18 protein-coding genes are annotated in these 17,835 nt (G+C 33.6%); all 18 read left to right on the top strand.

The window, feature by feature from the left end; genetic code table 11:
- The first annotated feature begins 2 nt into the window (after positions 1-2).
- The 18 genes from rsmG to DES36_RS09770 all read left to right on the top strand — a co-directional run bounded on the left by rsmG (position 3) and on the right by DES36_RS09770 (position 17,758).
- Complete coding sequence (rsmG, locus tag DES36_RS09850; RefSeq protein ID WP_113921035.1) at positions 3-716, top strand: 16S rRNA (guanine(527)-N(7))-methyltransferase RsmG; 714 nt, start codon at positions 3-5, stop codon at positions 714-716.
- A gap of 12 nt (positions 717-728) precedes the next feature.
- A complete protein-coding gene (gene noc, locus DES36_RS09845; protein ID WP_207657444.1) occupies positions 729-1,538 on the top strand; it encodes a nucleoid occlusion protein in 810 nt (269 codons plus the stop codon).
- 426 nt (positions 1,539-1,964) lie between these two features.
- Positions 1,965-2,645, top strand: a complete 681-nt coding sequence (locus DES36_RS09840) for a response regulator transcription factor (protein WP_113921033.1) — start codon at positions 1,965-1,967, stop codon at positions 2,643-2,645.
- Positions 2,645-4,369 (top strand): sensor histidine kinase, encoded by a 1,725-nt coding sequence (locus DES36_RS09835; protein WP_113921032.1) that lies wholly within the window; start codon positions 2,645-2,647, stop codon positions 4,367-4,369. Before DES36_RS09840 ends, DES36_RS09835 begins: the two co-directional genes overlap by 1 nt.
- 294 nt (positions 4,370-4,663) lie before the next feature.
- A complete protein-coding gene (locus tag DES36_RS09830) occupies positions 4,664-5,440 on the top strand; it encodes a ParA family protein (protein WP_113921031.1) in 777 nt (258 codons plus the stop codon).
- A complete protein-coding gene (locus DES36_RS09825; RefSeq protein ID WP_113921030.1) occupies positions 5,433-6,299 on the top strand; it encodes a ParB/RepB/Spo0J family partition protein in 867 nt (288 codons plus the stop codon). Before DES36_RS09830 ends, DES36_RS09825 begins: the two co-directional genes overlap by 8 nt.
- Before the next feature lie 262 nt (positions 6,300-6,561).
- Positions 6,562-7,056, top strand: a complete 495-nt coding sequence (locus tag DES36_RS09820) for a hypothetical protein (RefSeq protein ID WP_113921029.1) — start codon at positions 6,562-6,564, stop codon at positions 7,054-7,056.
- A 56-nt stretch (positions 7,057-7,112) separates the two neighbouring features.
- Positions 7,113-7,379, top strand: coding sequence for a YkuS family protein (locus tag DES36_RS09815; protein ID WP_170128261.1), 267 nt, complete (start codon positions 7,113-7,115; stop codon positions 7,377-7,379).
- 295 nt (positions 7,380-7,674) lie between these two features.
- On the top strand, positions 7,675-8,295 hold the full coding sequence (locus DES36_RS09810) for a CvpA family protein (protein WP_113921027.1): 621 nt from the start codon (positions 7,675-7,677) through the stop codon (positions 8,293-8,295).
- Positions 8,296-8,314: 19 nt separating this feature from the next.
- The gene (locus DES36_RS09805; protein ID WP_113921026.1) at positions 8,315-8,494 is read left to right on the top strand and encodes a DUF951 domain-containing protein; all 180 of its coding nucleotides are present in this window, start codon (positions 8,315-8,317) and stop codon (positions 8,492-8,494) included.
- 129 nt (positions 8,495-8,623) lie between these two features.
- Positions 8,624-8,911, top strand: a complete 288-nt coding sequence (rpsF, locus tag DES36_RS09800; RefSeq protein WP_113921025.1) for a 30S ribosomal protein S6 — start codon at positions 8,624-8,626, stop codon at positions 8,909-8,911.
- Between the two features lie 14 nt (positions 8,912-8,925).
- Entirely contained in the window at positions 8,926-9,336 is a 411-nt protein-coding gene (locus DES36_RS15065) for a single-stranded DNA-binding protein (protein ID WP_187387075.1), read from the top strand.
- Between the two features lie 18 nt (positions 9,337-9,354).
- Complete coding sequence (rpsR, locus tag DES36_RS15060) at positions 9,355-9,582, top strand: 30S ribosomal protein S18 (RefSeq protein WP_187387074.1); 228 nt, start codon at positions 9,355-9,357, stop codon at positions 9,580-9,582.
- A gap of 122 nt (positions 9,583-9,704) precedes the next feature.
- Positions 9,705-11,702: a GGDEF domain-containing protein gene (locus DES36_RS09790; RefSeq protein ID WP_113921024.1), complete on the top strand. Its 1,998-nt coding sequence runs from the start codon at positions 9,705-9,707 to the stop codon at positions 11,700-11,702.
- The gene (gene rplI, locus DES36_RS09785; protein ID WP_113921023.1) at positions 11,699-12,145 is read left to right on the top strand and encodes a 50S ribosomal protein L9; all 447 of its coding nucleotides are present in this window, start codon (positions 11,699-11,701) and stop codon (positions 12,143-12,145) included. Before DES36_RS09790 ends, rplI begins: the two co-directional genes overlap by 4 nt.
- 188 nt (positions 12,146-12,333) lie before the next feature.
- The gene (gene dnaB, locus DES36_RS09780; protein WP_113921022.1) at positions 12,334-13,665 is read left to right on the top strand and encodes a replicative DNA helicase; all 1,332 of its coding nucleotides are present in this window, start codon (positions 12,334-12,336) and stop codon (positions 13,663-13,665) included.
- A 383-nt stretch (positions 13,666-14,048) separates the two neighbouring features.
- Positions 14,049-16,124, top strand: a complete 2,076-nt coding sequence (gene topA / locus DES36_RS09775; protein ID WP_113921021.1) for a type I DNA topoisomerase — start codon at positions 14,049-14,051, stop codon at positions 16,122-16,124.
- 242 nt (positions 16,125-16,366) lie between these two features.
- Positions 16,367-17,758 carry an NAD(P)/FAD-dependent oxidoreductase gene (locus DES36_RS09770; RefSeq protein ID WP_113921020.1) on the top strand — a complete coding sequence of 464 codons (1,392 nt, stop codon included), beginning with the start codon at positions 16,367-16,369 and terminating at the stop codon, positions 17,756-17,758.
- Positions 17,759-17,835 lie beyond the last annotated feature (77 nt).

The raw sequence follows: 17,835 nt of genomic DNA, 5'->3' as shown, positions 1-17,835 counted from the left end.
TAATGGGAGAAAAAAACGTACTTATTAGTACTTTAAACCAACTAAATATTCAAATAAAGGATGAGCAAGCAGATGCGCTCTTATCCTTTATGGATATTTTACTAGAGGCAAACAAACACATTAATTTGACGTCTATTACAGAGCCTGAAGATTTTATTTTAAAACATATTGTAGATTCTTTGATTATGCTCTCTAGAGATTATGTTAAGGAAGGTATTAAAGTGTTGGATCTAGGAACAGGAGGCGGATTTCCTGGTATTCCATTAAAGATTTTATACCCCGAAATTCAAATTACTTTAGTAGATTCTGTAGGCAAAAAACTAAAGTTTATTGACGATGCAGCTAGGAATTTAGGTATAAAAGTAGAATTAGTGCATGAAAGAGCTGAAAATTTAGGAAAAAATAAAAAATATAGAGAAAAATATGATATAGTTATATCAAGAGCTGTTGCAAATATGCAGACTTTGTCGGAACTGTGTTTACCTTTAGTAAAGGTAGATGGTCTCATGATTGCATCCAAGGGTCCAAAATACAATGAAGAATTAGATGCAGCAAAAAACGCTATGAAAATTTTAGGTGGACAAGTGAAATCTATAGAAGATTGTACTATTCCTATTGCAGAGTTAGAAAGACATGTTATTGTCATCCAAAAAACAAATGCTACGCCAGCAGCATATCCTAGGAAGCCTGGAATGCCAAATAAAAACCCTTTGTAGTGGAGGATGTATATGGAAAGTAAAAAATTGAATATTCAGTATATACCCGTTGAATTTATTAAGCCAAACCCTTATCAACCTAGGACAAAGTTTGCAAAAGGTGCTTTAGAGGATTTGGCTAATTCCATAAAGGAATACGGTGTACTACAACCTATTAATGTGAGGAAATTCAACGAAAATTCCTATGAATTGATCTCAGGGGAAAGAAGATTAAGAGCATCTAAACTAGCAGGGTTAACTGAGATACCAGCTATTATCAGTGAAGTAATAGAAGTAGATTCTGCTGTAATGGCATTAATTGAAAACATTCAAAGAGAAAATTTAAACTACATAGAAGAAGCAGAGAGCTATAATCAATTAATGTCTAGACACAATTTAACTCAAGATCAAATTGCTCAAAAAGTTGGTAAAAATCAATCTACAGTAGCAAATAAGCTTCGCCTTTTAAGATTAAACCATGATGTAAGAAGAGAATTACTAGAGAATAATCTTTCAGAAAGGCATGCAAGAGCACTACTTCGACTACCAGAAGAAGATTTGCAAAAGGAAGCCCTCCAAGCAATCATAAGTAAAAAACTTAATGTAAAGAAATCTGAAGATCTTATAGAAAAAATACGGGATAATGTACTCAACAATAATCACGAAGAAAAACTCACCAAAAACTCCAGGTCCCGCATTAAAAGTTTCATTAATATGAGAATATATCTAAATACCATAAAAAACGCCTATAATGAAATCTTAAAGACTGGAATACAAGCAGATTACAAAGAAAAAGATATGGGCGATAAAATAGAGATTAAAATAACCATAAATAAGAAATAAGTGAGAAATAAATGAGAAGGATGCCTTAGGGCATCTTTTTTTTAACTAGCAAGGTTCTACTTTGGGACTAAGCTATTATTTAAATCCTCTTTATATGTAATTGAATCTTTGACGTGTAAAATTTGACCCCACCACTGATGGCTGAAGACTGGCCACTGGTGGCTAACGCGCCGCAGGCGCTCTTCTTATTTAATAGGAAAGCCCTACTTTTAACCTTAACTTCTAGCTCAGTCATCCTGAGTGTAAGCGAAGGATTTTGACCCAAAAGGAATACCCAAATGCTAGTGACTAAAGGCTAATGACTAGCGACTAAAGTGCCAAAGGCACTTTCTTGTCGTATTTTGTCTTTGTATTTAAGTTGTAAAGCATAAAGAGCATACAAAAAAGATATATTTGTGTGCTAATCTATATTTGGAGGTGAGGGGGATGGCATTTAAGCTTCTTTTAGTGGAAGACGATCCAGAGATGAGAGAAATTATTTCAGATTTTTTCACAGAAAAAAGTGGTGGAGCTTTTATTATAAGTATGGCTAAAACTGGAGAAGAGGGTCAACAAAAATATGCTGAGGATGAGTATGACTTGGTGCTTTTAGATGTAATGCTTCCAGAGGTAGATGGATTTACAATTTGTCGAGAACTTAGAAAAACCAGTGATGTACCTATTATCTTTATTACAGCAAGACACAGTGAAGAGGATCGATTACATGGTTATAGGCTTGGATGTGATGACTATGTTATTAAGCCCTTTTCTTTGGCAGAGCTTTATGCTAAAGTAACGGCTTTGTTAAAACGTGCAAAAGGCATGATAAGGGCTGAAGTGATGGTGGTTGGTAGTATAAAATTAGACCCATATAGATGCATCATTATAGTAAATGAAGAAGAAGTAGAATTAGCACCTATAGAGTTTGCTATTCTAAAAATACTTATGGACAATCCTGGTCAAGTGATGAGTCGAGATATATTTCTTACTAGGATTTGGGGATATGATTTTGATGGGAATGATAGGGTCGTAGATAACCACATAAAAAAGCTACGGCAAGCATTAGGTGATGCCTCTTCACAAATTAAGACAGTGTTTAAAAAAGGCTATAAATTGGAGGGAAAGTAATGGGAAAGAAGAAAGTAAAGAGCATAATTTACTTGCGTGTTTTTAGTGTGTTTTTAGCTACTTATCTGCTACTAATGATAAGTTTTAGCGTGTACTTTATATCTGAAGAAAGAAAAGCTGCTGCAACAGAGCTTCAGATAGATACCTTTTACTTTAATAATAGTCTCGAGGAGGTTTTTCAAGAGTATTTAGATGAAGAGAAGGAGTTAATAAATCTATCAAAAGTAAAAAATGAGTTATTACAAGAGACTTACCTTTTGAACAATATGGATTATGAAGTAGCAATATTTACAAGTGATTATAAACTTATCTTCAATACGAACAAGTACTGGCAGTGTCAGTATACAGAATATACAGATGGAAATAAGTACTATACAGGATATGGCTATTTAAATCCAGAGGATTGGTTTAGTGAAGAAAAGATAAAGGAGATTGAAGGATATTTATATGTAGAACCACAGCCTAAAAAAATAGGAGACCTTGCACACTATACAGTAGACTTGAAAGGCTTTTGGATAGATGATGATATGATTATTCCTAAAAAAATCACTGTTAATCCTATGTATGCTGACGGATTTGATGAAGAAGGGTATGTAAGTTCAAGTAGTGGTATTCATACAGATAAAGTGGTCTATGAATCAAATTATGAAAATACAAGGAATTTGCCTTATGTTGAAAGTGGAGGCATTGTCACACATAGTCGTAATAATCCCAATAATGAAAAAAGAAACGAGCTCCGTCAAATGGTAGTAGAAGAATCTAATTTAAAAGATGCTGTTGATGAATATAATGACCCAGAAAATCTATCTAAAAGAAATCTATCTCAAAGAATTGAATTACTGACTTATCGCTACTACTTAGCAATGCCTTATCAGACTGGAGTTAGGATAGATGATGGTCAAGCCATAAGCGACTTTTGGACAGTAGTAGGACGGGATATCAATATTGGGGAACGCTGTCTCCCAAGCTTAGTGTTTGTCTGGATTTCTTGTTTCTTTACATTTAATATTGCAGCCTTTATACTTGCAAAACAAACTTTTAAAACCTATAAACAACAAGAAAAATTAGAAAATCACCGAAAAGAAATGACTAATGCCCTAGCTCATGATCTAAAAACTCCTTTAAGTATTATTGCTGGATATGCGGAGAATTTACAAGCAAATGTCCATACAGAGAAAAGAGAACATTATGCCAATCATATTCAGACAAATGTCACTCGTATGGATCAAATCATTCATAATATGCTTGAGTTAACCAGATTAGAGACAGATTCCCTTAAAGTAAATTTCGAAGATGTGGCACTTACAGACATATGTGAAACAATTATTGAGCGCTATAAACCAATCTGGGAAGAAAAAGAAATAACTGTCTCTTTAGACGGTGAAGCTGTAATCAAGGCGGATCAATCTTTGATGCTAAGAGTTATAGATAACTTTTTTGTCAATGCCATTGATAATACACCTACAGGAGGCAAGATCATCATAAGAATAGTAGAGGATGCATTAGAAGTATATAATAGTGGTAGCTTTATACCTGAAAATATAATAGAGGAAATATGGTTACCGTTTAAGAAAGGTGATGCAGCCCGAAGCCTTTCTAAAGGTACCGGTCTAGGCTTAGCTATTTCAGGTAGGATTTTACAAATACACGGTTTTTCTTATGGAGCTAGAAACAGTGAAAGAGGCGTTATATTTTGGTTTAAATTTAATAACACAAGTAGATAGTAATTAAAAATACACTCCTTGAGGCATCACATTGCGATAAACCAGTATCACAATGTGATGTCTTTATATATTAGAAAAATCCTTGCCTCTAGCTGCTGCTTTTGTCATTCTGAGCGCAAGCGAAGAATCTTAGACCTAAGAGGAATACATGCAAGCCAGTGACTAGGGTCTAATGTTTAAGGACTGAAAGTACGCAAGCACCTTTTTTCCAATTCATGAAAGTATACAAAACTTCCTTTAATATAAATTACATTAATGTTAAAATGATACTATATCGACAAAAGGAGACTGAAGATGACAAAGGTAGTTTCAATATATAACCAAAAAGGTGGAGTTGGAAAGACGACTACTAATATCAACCTAAGTGCCTATGTAAGTTTATTAGGTTATAAAGTGCTGGTCATTGATGCAGATCCACAGGGAAATACAACTAGTGGCTTTGGCTTTGAAAAGGATAATTTAGAAAACACATTATACGATGGCATGGTTAATAATATTTCTATGGAAGATATTATTTTAAAAACGAGATATGAAAATTTGGATTTAGTACCTTCTGATGCCAATTTAGCAGGGGCAGAAATCGAAATCAACCAAGATAGTAAAAAAGAGCTTAGGATAAGAAAACTTATAGACCAATTAAATGAAAAGTACGATTACATATTTATTGATTGTCCTCCTTCTTTAGGTTTAATTTCAATTAATGCTTTAACTGCTTCTCATTCCGTACTCATACCTATTCAATGTGAGTACTATGCTATAGAAGGAGTAAGTCAGCTTGTAAAGACGATTGATTTAGTGAGGAGAGGACTCCAAATCCCCTTAGAAATTGAAGGTATTGTGCTAACTATGTACGATGGCAGAACAAACTTATCCTTGCAAGTAGCTGAGGAGGTACGCAAATTTTTTAAGGATAAAGTTTTTGAAACCATGATTCCTCGAAATGTAAGATTAGCAGAGGCTCCAAGCTATGGAGAAACCATTGAAGAATATGATTCTAGTTCTAAAGGTGCTATCGCTTATAAAGAATTAGCAGAGGAGTTTATTAAGAAAGGAAAGGATTCTGGTGAATAATACAAAAAAAGGATTAGGAAAAGGATTAGGTGCGTTAATACCTCAATTAGAGCAAGCACCAGACTCTGGAGTTCTTGAGATTCGTATTCAAGAGATTATCCCCAATAAAAATCAGCCTCGAAAAGAATTCGATGAAGAAAAACTACAGGAATTATCTCATTCTATCTCTCAACACGGAGTAATTCAACCTATTCTTGTATCTAAAGTCCAAAATGGATACGAGATTATTGCTGGAGAAAGAAGATGGAGAGCTGCCATGAAGGCAGGTATAAAGAAGATACCTGTAATCTTAAAAGAATTGTCTGATGAAGAAAAAATGGAAGTAGCATTGATTGAAAATCTTCAGCGGGAAGATTTAAATAATTTAGAAGAAGCACAAGCCTATAAAGAGATTATGGAAAAATATGAGCTAACCCAAAGCCAATTAGCTGAAAAACTTGGGAAAAGCCGAGTAGCTATTGCAAACACATTGAGATTACTGCATCTGCCTGAAAAAATTCAAGATATGATAAAAGAAAATACCCTAACAGCAGGTCATGGTAGAGCTGTATTGTCCGTTCCAGAAAATCTACAAGAGAAATTAGCTCAAAAAATAGTTGAAGATAACTTGTCTGTTAGAGAAGCTGAAAAGATTGCTCAAACTCTAAAAGAAAAAGAGGAATTGAAAGACCCTCAAGATCATCCTAAAGTAAAAGATGAGGGAAGTGATCAAGATTACATACTTGATCTCCAAGAAAGAGTCCAAAGACATATGGGAACAAAAGTAAAAATTAAATATAAGAATTCAAAAGGAAAAATCGAAATTGATTACTATAGCGATGACGATTTAGAGCGTATCATAAGACAATTAATCGAATAATGTAGAAGGATGTTTCACGTGAAACATCTTTGTGGAAAGCGGAAAGTGGAATGCTGAAGGGAAAAACACTACTCTCCTTTAGGTGAGCAATCTAGATCTCAGACTGCTATTTTGTCATCCTGAGGCTTTAGTCGAAGGATCTTATACTAAGCCATCCGAAGGTGGCAAAACTTCAGCTATCAAAATAACGCGGGAATTCTAAAAACACTCGACATACAAATCGAACTTAACATGAAATATAAGGTAATACTGGAGGAATTAGATGAAAACAGTTTGGAATGATGTACTAAAATATGCGACAATAGGGAATATTTTACATTTGGGAATATGCCTTATTTACTCGCTTATTTCTAATAAAAACATTACTGTATCTATTAGTTTTACTATATTAATTTTGGCTATGTACTTTGTATTAGCACTAAAGTATTCTATAAGTGGAGAAAAAAAGAGAGAAATCAGTGTTCTCCAATTAAGCATTGTTACAACTCTTCCAATCATACTATTTTTAATAGCTGGGCAAATACTTGAGAGCATACAAGAATTAAGTAGTATCCAAAATTATTCTCTGTTTTATATAATAGGGGCACCAACATTGTTTTGGAATAAGCCATTTGAATCGATTATGACTTTGTTTGAAAAAAGCAGTGTTTATATACAAATGGATATTAATGTAGCTGTAGTCATACTAGTCTTGCTTATAGGAGGATATTTAGGTTCTTTTATAAAAAAATCGAAAGAATCTAAAAACAGTCAATAGAAATTTGGGATAAAAAAGAAAAAACACCTCATACTAATTGTGGAGGTGTTTTTATTTTGATTGTAGCCTTAGATAATAAATATGGAGAATTAGCCAATAGCCTGAGAAGGATGAATTATAAAGTTGTTTCTTTGTACTCAAAAGAGAGAGTCGATGGTGTTTTGTATCATAGTACTTATGATAGCGACTTTTTAAATGGTGTAAATAATAGTATGATGAATAGTACTAGCAATCATGGGGTATTGATTATAGATATAAAAGACAAAACGCCTGAAGACATTGATAATATATTGAGAAAGAGGCTTTATACATCGTTGTTTTGAATAAGGTAGTAAGGTGGTAAGGTGGTAAGGAGAACCCTTAAATAGAGACGAATTATAATGCTAGGGTCTAATCTACTCGCCTTCGGGCGAGTTTTGAGCTTTCCACATTCCGCTTTCTGCAAACCTGCATTACCATATACTTATAATTAACTTCTTTATCATTTCATTATAACAATTTTCCTTTTCTCCGACATCCTTCGGTATTCATCAACAAATTAATGTGATATAATGTTCGAAATAGCAGATTGGTTCGTAGTGCTGAGGTAATCTGCGAATATATTTCACGGAGGGAAACATGTCTTGGCTTGATTTGTTGATTGTTTTTGTATTTGTTTTTAGCATATTATCAGGGATTCGCAAAGGATTGGTTTTTTCTTTGGCGGCCTTGTTTTCTTTCGTTATTTCATTTATGACTGCAAATGCTTATTATGAAAGATTAGGAGAGTTTTTGATTTCTAATACTAAAATATTAGAAGAAATTAAATCCCTAATTCCTATAGGCATTCAAAACAGCATAAACAATGGTGCATCTATCGAAAACTTACCTAATGGTGCCCATTCCTATATAACTCAATTATTCACAGGGGGAGATCTTCCCTTTATGGATGAATTTCTAAATGCAATAGCAAAAGGAATTGTACATATTATTAGCTTTCTGTTAATTTTTTTCATCATTAGAATAATACTGTCCATTTTCGTCAGGGGTATCAACTCTGTTTTTAAATTACCTATATTAAATTTCTTCAATAAAATAGGCGGTGGCGTTATTGGACTTATTAGAGGTATTGTATCGAATATAGTGATTGTGAGTATCCTCTACACCATTGCGATGTTAGGTATTAAAGGTGATTTAGTCAACGAAATCAACAATTCTATTTTAGCCTCCTATTTCTATATAGGCTATTTATTTTACTGATAAGAAAGGGGAAATCACATTGGACAAGAATTACGAATTAAATACTATAGTACAAACCAAGAAGAAACATCCATGTGGTAGCGATACTTGGAAAATCATTCGATTAGGCATGGATATAAAGATAAAATGTGAAGGCTGCGGGAGAATCGTTATGTTGCCAAGAGATAAATTTGAGAAGAGAATCAAAAAAATACTCTAACCTATCTAAAATAATACTTGTACTATAATAAGATTTGTGATATATTTTAAAATAATGTGTGAATAAGACACACATTTTTTCCTTGCTCTTTTTTATAAAGGGCCATAGTCCATGGGGAGGTGAATAGACATGAAAAAATATGAAACAATGTTTGTGCTTAAAACAGATTTAGCAGAAGACGCAATTAAAGGCATTATCGAAAGAGTAAAAGCAGCAATTGAAAAAGCTGGCGAAGTTGAATCAATCGAAGAATGGGGCAAAAGAAAATTAGCTTATTTAATCGATAAAAAGTATACTGAAGGATACTACGTTCTAATTAACTTTAGTGCAGAAAGTAAAGTATTACCAGAATTAGAGCATAACTTCAAAATTAACGAAAATTTCATACGCCACATGATCATAAATAAAGAAAATTAATTGGGTGATGGAAGATGAATAAAGTAGTTTTAATAGGAAGATTAACGAGAGATCCAGAACTTCGATATACAGGTCAAGGAACCCCAGTAGCGAGTTTTTCTATAGCAGTGAATAGAAGAAAACAAAAAGATAAGCCACAAGAAGCGGATTTTATAAACTGCGTAGCCTGGGGAATAACGGGTGAAAACTTATCAAAATATCAATCTAAGGGTAGCCAAATAGCGGTACAGGGCAGAATACAAACCCGTAATTATGAAAACAAAGAAGGTAAAAGGGTTTATGTTACTGAAGTAGTAGCCGAAGAAATTGAATTTTTAGGTTCGAAAAGAGAAAATCAATCGAATAATGAATTTAATCAAGATTTTGGTGTTCCATTAGATGATTTTCATCCTATTGAAGAAGATGATGATGATCTTCCATTCTAGAAAGAAGGAGGGAGAACAATGGCAAAACCTTTTAGAAGAGGCAAGAAAAAAGTTTGTCACTTTTGTGAAAACAAATCAAGCCAAATTGATTATAAAGATATAAAAACTTTAAGCAAATACGTTACTGAAAGAGGTAAAATCTTACCTAGAAGAGTAAGCGGAAATTGTGCAAAACATCAAAGAGAAGTAACTGTACAAATTAAAAGAGCTAGAACAGTTGCATTATTACCATATACAGCAGAATAAAGATTATAATGGTTCCTTGTGGAGCCATTTTTTATAATCTAAGCATATAGATTATAAAAAATGGATTCAGTATAAAATCGACAGTTTTGAGGAAGACATTTTGTCTTTAGGGTGGTGAGTAAATGAAGAGTCATAAATTTAAGAAGTTCATTATGCCAAATCAGGATATATACTTATGGATTATTGGCATACTTGCTGTAATTATGTTTAAATATAATATAATAATATCTATTGTAACAGCACTTTTTTTGGTGTTTCTTATTTATTACAAGACGGTAAGTACTAGTAGAAGTAAAGAAAATTGGAAGGAAATGATCGAAAATCTTGCACTAGATATTGATGCCGCAACTCAAAATATCTTATTAGATTTGCCTTTTCCATTGCTCATTGTTAAAAATGAGGGTGAAATTGTATGGTATAATGCTCACTTTAGCAGTATTTGCAAAGTGGAAAATCTAATTTCTATGAAGTTTCCCGATTTACTTCCTAATATAGATTTAAAAAAAATAAAAGAAGGGCTTGAAAATAAGAAGCCCATTTCATATGCTTTAGAAGGGAAAACCTATAAAGTATTTCTAAATGCAGTAGAGAATATTAATAATGAAGATATTACGATGTTATACTGGCTAGATATAACAGAACAAGAAGAGGTAAAACAAAATTACATAAATCAAAAACCTTTAATGGCATATATTCAAATTGATAATTTTGATGAGATCCTTCAGGATGCAAGTGAAAGCTATAGACCTCTTATTAGCGCGATTATTGATCGGAAAATCAATTCATGGGCAAATGAAATGAATGCTTTTTTAAAAAAGTATGATACGGATAAATATTTGATGGTATTTGAAAAAAAACACTTATATTTAATGGAAGAAAAAAGATTTCACGTACTTGATATTATTAGAGAAACTCAAAGTGGAAACAATATGCCTATAACCTTAAGTATAGGTATAGGTCACTCTAGACAAGCTACTTCTTTTCTAGAAAACCAAAAATTATCAAAATCTGCATTAGATATCGCTTTGGCAAGAGGTGGAGATCAAGCTGTAATAAAAAAAGATGAAAAAATATCTTATTATGGAGGAAAATCTCAGGCAGTAGAAAAGAGAACAAAGGTTAAAGCACGTGTAAAAGCTCACGGTATTAAAGACCTTATTCAAAATGCTGACAAGGTATATATAGTTGGTCACGAAGTTCCAGACATTGATTGTCTGGGAGCCGCTCTTGGGATTTATCGATGTAGTAGATTCTTAGAAAAGGATGCCTATATTGTATTAAACAAAAGCAATCCGTCAATAGATGTCTTGTATGATAGCCTTATAGATGAAGGCTATAAAGACTTATTTGTGACTAGTGAATACGCCAATAAAAATATCACAAGTGAGAGTTTAGTTATTGTCGTGGATGTTCATAGAAAAAGTTTACTAGAAGATGAATCCATACTAGAGAAGACGGATAAAATCATTGTCGTGGATCATCATAGAAGAGGTGCAGACTTTATTGAAAATGCCATCCTTATATATTTAGAACCTTATGCTTCTTCTACATGCGAATTAGTTACAGAAATCGTAGAGTATATGGACGATGATATTAAATTGGAAGAAATAGAGGCTTCTGCGTTGCTTGCAGGAATATATATGGACACAAAAGATTTTTCTTTTAGAACAGGAGTTAGAACCTTCGAGGCTGCTTCTTATTTAAAAAGGAAGGGCGCAGACATTAACAGATGTAAATTCCTACTTAAAGATGATAAAGATGTATTTGTAGCTAAAATTGAGGCTATAAAAGCTGCAGAAATAACGAAAGATAATATGGCTATTTCTGTTATTCAAAATTCGACGGATAAGGTTAAGCTAATAGTAGCTCAAGCAGCAGATGAACTGCTCAATCTTCAAGGTGTGGATGCGTCTTTTGTTATGGCGCAGGATCAAAATGAAGTAATCATTAGCGGAAGATCATTAGGTGATGTTAGTGTACAGTTGATCCTTGAAAAACTGGGCGGAGGAGGCCATTTGAGCATCGCAGGTGCTCAATTATCAGATGTAAACATAATGGAAGCAAAGGAATTACTAAAAAAAGCAATTAAAGAATACAAAGAGGAAGGTGTTAATACATGAAAGTAATCTTATTAGAAGATGTAAATGGATTAGGAAAAAAGGGCGAAATTGTCAATGCAAAAGATGGATATGTGAGAAACTTTTTATTTCCCAAAAATTTAGCTATTGAAGCTACTAAAGATAATATAAAGAAAAATGAAGAGATGCAAAAGGAAAAAGAGGCACAAAAGAAAAAAGAAATAGAAGAAGCTAAAGTGTTAGCGGAGAAAATCTCTAATACTACCTTGACAATGAAATCAAAAGCTTCCGAAGAAGGAAAATTATTCGGTTCCATTACAAGCAAGGATATTGCTATGGCCTTAAGGGACATGGAAAAAATCGAAATAGACAAGAGAAAAATTGAACTAGCAGAACCTATACGAAACATTGGCCATATTGAAGTTAAAATTAAAATTTTACCTCAAATATATGGTAATTTGAACATTGATGTAAAAGCATTATAGAAAATTTCTTCTTATAAGTCATCTTTTTGTGTAGAGATGGCTTCATTCGTTGGATAAAAAACTTGTAAGCTGAAAGCTGAATTCTCTATATAGTAGGGTGAAAGAAAGATAGAATGACCCAGCAGAGAGCTGGGTCAGAGTAGCATATAGACGACTGTTTAACGATAGTTAAAAAGGGAGGAAGTATCATGGACTTAAAAGCGAAAGTTCCACCGTATAATATAGAAGCTGAACAGTCTGTTCTTGGGTCCATGCTCTTAAGTAAGGACGCCATATTGACGGCTACAGAGATTATTCAAGATTCTAAGGAATTTTATAATCCTCAGCATCAACAGATTTTTTCAGCTATCGTAGAATTGTTTAAAGAGAATAAGCCTGTAGATTTAATTACTTTATCCAGTAAATTAAAGGATTCAAATACTCTAGAGAGAGTAGGCGGAAGTAGTTATCTAACGGAATTAGTTGGTTTAGTACCTTCTTATACAAATATAAAATACTACTGCAATATTGTCCAAGAAAAGGCTCTCCTTAGAGAACTTATTAATGCATCAACAGATTTAATGAATGAATGTTATGAACCTTCTAAGGAGCCCGAACAGATATTAGAAACTGCTGAAAAGAGGATTTTTGATATTTCTCAAAGAAAGTCCACAGGTGACTTTATTCACATTCAACAGGCCTTAGTTTCTACTTTAGAAAAAATTGAAGAAGTTCAAAAAAACAGCAGTAATATTACAGGAGTATCAACGGGGTTTCGTGATATAGACAATATTACAGCAGGTTTGCAAAGATCGGATCTTATCTTGATTGCCGCTAGACCTTCTATGGGGAAGACGGCCTTTGCTTTGAATATTGCTCAAAATGCAGCAGTAAAGGGTGGAAAATCTGTGGCCCTATTTAGTCTAGAAATGTCTAAGGAACTATTAACTCAACGTCTTTTGTGTAGTGAAGCTCATATAGATAGTCAGAAGCTCCGAACGGGGAATTTAGATGAAAAAGATTGGGAAAAACTAGCTTATGCCAGCTCTAATTTATCAAAAAGCAAAATATTTATCGATGATACTGCAGGAGTAGGTATAATGGAGATGCGCTCTAAGTGTAGGCGGTTAAAAATTGAGTACGGCTTAGATCTTATTATGATCGATTATCTTCAATTGATGGAAGGTAGCAAAAAAAGCGAGAGTAGACAACAAGAAATATCTGAAATTTCTCGTTCTCTAAAGGCTTTAGCCAGAGAGATGGACTGTCCAGTAGTAGCACTATCTCAGCTCAGTAGAGCTCCGGATGCTAGAGCAGATCACAAACCGATTCTTTCTGATTTAAGAGAATCCGGTGCAATCGAGCAAGATGCGGATGTAGTGATGCTCTTGTTTAGAAATTATTACTATTCAAAAGATCCAGCAGAAAGAAGATTAGCAGAAGTTAATATAGCGAAACAAAGAAATGGTGCTACTCGAACCATTGATATGGCTTGGTTAGAAGAATATACTCAATTTGCTGACTACGATTATGCGCATTAAGGTAGTAAGGTGGTAAGCAAAACCTTTACTCACCTGTAGGCGAGGTAGCAAGATTTTCCTATTAGCTTGCGATGGAGGATCTTAGATATATACTTATTAGACTTTTAAGAATTTGTGTATAAGGACGAAAAAAATGGGGAAGTATTAATTTGAGTAAGAGAATATATTTACGCGAAAGTATGAGACTTTTGGTAGAACCAAAAGTCTTTTTACATACAGGGAAATTTTCTATATTTTTACTTGAACTCATGTAAAATAAACTGATGTTCTATATGAATTTATAATTTTACACAAACATAATACTGAGCTAGTCAACAATAAATCTTGAATTAAATATATGAATCTGTTATAATTTACAACTGTTAATATATGGGGGTGACAAATTGGCAGCTTCGAAGACGCTAGTGATTGTAGAATCACCTGCAAAAGCAAAAACCATAAAGAAGTATTTACCTAGAAATTATAATGTGGAAGCAACAATGGGACATGTTAGGGACCTTCCAAAGAGTAAGCTAGGTATTGATATAGAAAATAATTTTGAGCCTTCTTATGTTACTATAAGAGGTAAAGGTGATATTCTTAAAAAGATAAAAAAGGAAGCAAATACGGCAAAGACCATCTTATTAGCAACTGACCCTGATAGGGAAGGGGAAGCTATATCCTATCATATTGCTAAATATCTCAAGCTTGATGAAACGAAAGTAGATCGAATTGAATTTCACGAGATTACAAAAGATGCCATAACAAAAGCCATTGAACATAAAAGAAAAATTGATATGAATCTAGTAAATTCGCAACAAGCTAGAAGAGTTCTAGATCGATTAGTAGGCTATAGCATAAGTCCTTTACTCTGGAAGAAAATAAGAAAAGGCCTTAGTGCAGGTAGAGTTCAATCTGTTACTACGAGGATCATAGTTGATCGAGAAAAAGAAATCATGGACTTTGAAAGTGAGGAATATTGGTTACTTGACTTAAAATTAATCAAAGAAAAAGAAGAGTTCGATGCAAAGTTCTATGGAATAAATCAGAAAAAACACGAAATAAAAAGCTCAGAGGAAGTTGAGAAAATTATTGCCGAACTAACAGAGCCATTTATTGTTTCTAAGGTCAAGGAAGGAAAGAGAACTCGTAAATCACCATTGCCTTTTACTACGAGCACATTGCAACAAGAAGCTTTTAAGAAATTGAGTTTTTCGACTAAAAAAACCATGAGCTTAGCCCAACAGCTCTACGAAGGTTTGAATATTGAAGGCTATGGCAATGTTGGATTAATAACCTATATGAGAACGGATTCTATTCGAATATCCGATGAGGCCAAAAACAATTGTAGAGACTACATATTTAGCCAATATGGAAAAGAATACGTAGGTGATGAAAACAAGACTAAGAAAAAAGGGAAAAATATACAGGACGCTCATGAAGCCATCCGACCTACTACTATGGAACTAGAGCCTATAAAGGTAAAAGATTCCTTAAAGCGAGATCAATACAGGCTATACAAATTAATTTGGGATCGTTTTGTAGGAAGTCAAATGGCCAATGCCCAGTACGATACTTTAAGTGTTAACATAGATTGTGGAGATTACAATTTTAGATCAACTGGCTCTAAACTCGTATTTCAAGGATTTATGAGGATTTACGGCTATGATGGACAAGACAATTCAGAGGAAGAAAAAAACAAAATTCCTCATCTTTTAGAAAAAGAAGTTGTAGGATTAAAAGATATCAATAAAGAGCAGAAATTTACTTCTCCGCCCGCTAGATTTACGGAAGCATCTCTAGTAAAAATATTAGAAGAGAAGGGAATAGGAAGGCCTAGTACCTACTCTCCAACCATACAGACCATATTAAATCGAGGTTATGTAGAAGTTGAGGACAAGAAGCTTCACCCTACAGAGCTAGGATTTATAGTAACAGAGCTTATGGAGACCTATTTTAAAGATATTGTAGATGTAGAATTTACAGTGGGTATGGAAGCTTCATTAGATGAGATTGCCGATCAAAATGTTCAATGGCAGGATATTATTGGAGATTTCTATAGCAACTTTGAAAAAGATTTAAAATATGCAGAAGAAGTCATGGAAGAAAGAAAAATAGAAGACCCTGTTTCCGATGTAGAGTGTGATAAATGCGGAAGGCTGATGGTCATTAAAACGGGAAGGTATGGCAAGTTTTTAGCTTGCCCAGGATTTCCAGATTGTAGAAATACAAAGTCATTCTTAGAAGAACTAGGCGTCAAGTGTCCAGATTGTAAAGAGGGAGAACTAGTCGTAAGAAGGACGAAAAAAGGAAGAACCTTTTACGGATGTAGTAATTATCCTGAGTGCGAATATACCTCATGGGATCGCCCTATACCTGAGAAATGTCCGAAATGTCAAGGGATATTGCTCCAAAAAGGCTATGGAAATCGCAAAAAGGTTTATTGCCCTAGTGAAGAGTGCGGATATGTACAAAAATAGCACCTAAGGTGCTTTTTTTGTGCAGGGAATTATGAATATAAACTGTAAATATTATATTAAGATGCTGGTTTTAGTATAGAAAATATGAAATAGAAATATTCCTCACTGATGAAAAACTATAGTAAGAAAGACGAATGTTTGGTGAAATATATTAATAAATGTTCGCAAAAACATATTGCAATTGCTTGACTTTTCTGATAATATTCAAATGTATGATTATGAGGAAAGAGAGTGTAAGATATATGAATAATAGATACGATGTGATTATCGTTGGTGCAGGTCCTGCTGGAATCTTTTGTGCTATGGAGCTAATGAGCCAAAACGAAAACTTAAAGGTGCTTATGTTTGAAAAAGGTAATTCAATCGAAAAGAGAATCTGCCCTAAGAGAAAGACAAATGTATGCATTGGCTGTAAACCTTGTAATATAACTACAGGTTTTGCAGGAGCAGGTGCTTATTCTGATGGAAAATTATCTCTTTCTCCAGATGTAGGTGGAGAACTTCCATCATATATAGGGTATGAACAAACAGAAGAATTAATTAAATATTGTGATGATATTTATTTAGAGTTTGGTGCAGATCATAAAGTATATGGTGTAGATAAGCAACAAGAAATTGAAAATATACGTAAAAAAGCCATCAAAAGCAATTTAAAGCTTATTGAGTGTCCAGTAAGACATATGGGTACAGAAGTAGGATATACAATATACGGAAACTTACAAAAGGCCTTAATTGATAAAGGCGTTACAATTAAATTTAGAAATCCAGTAAAAGAGTTTATCATCGAAGACCAAAAAATAATAGGTGTACAAGCAGATGATAATTACTATGCAGATAAAGTTGTAATAGGTGTAGGCAGAGATGGTTCTGAATGGTTTAGCGATGTCTGCAAAAGATATGGAGTAGATACTGTAGTCGGAAAGGTCGACATTGGCGTACGAGTAGAGTGTAGAAATGAAGTCATGGAAGAAATTAATGAATCTTTATATGAAGGTAAACTGGTTTACTATACACCTACATTTGATGATAAGGTAAGGACATTTTGTTCAAATCCTGGCGGTGTAGTTGCTACAGAGATTTATGATAATAATTTGGCTGTAGTTAATGGTCACAGTTATAAAGCAGATGAATTAAAAACTAATAATACAAATTTTGCATTATTGGTTTCAAAGGGATTTACAGAGCCCTTTAATTCACCTATAGCATATGGTAAACATATTGCTGGACTAGGAAATATGCTTTCAGGAAATAAGATTATCGTTCAAAGATATGGAGATTTTAGACGTGGTAGAAGGACTACAGTAGAGCGATTATACCGAAATAACATTCAACCTACTCTAAAGGATGCAGTGCCAGGAGATTTATGTTTGGTATTGCCTTATCGCATATTAAAAGATATTGATGAGATGCTCATTGCTCTAGATCATGTAAGCCCAGGCCTTACTAGTGATGAAACTCTTTTATACGGCGTAGAAGTCAAATTTTACTCTAACCAAGTTAAAGTAGATGATTCTTTTGAAACAAATATAAAAAATATGTATGTATTAGGCGATGGCGCAGGTATTACAAGAGGCCTAATGCAAGCCTCAGCAAATGGCGTTTATGTGGCAAGAGAAATAATAAAACAACAATAGTTTAATTACAATTAAATACGCTAATAAGTATTGAAGTACTAACTTTAATCAAAATTGTTTTTATTGATGAAAAGAAA

It is taken from the genome of Alkalibaculum bacchi (genome assembly GCF_003317055.1).
Taxonomy (GTDB): domain Bacteria; phylum Bacillota; class Clostridia; order Eubacteriales; family Alkalibacteraceae; genus Alkalibaculum; species Alkalibaculum bacchi.
This window is presented reverse-complemented; position numbering and strand designations above follow the sequence as displayed.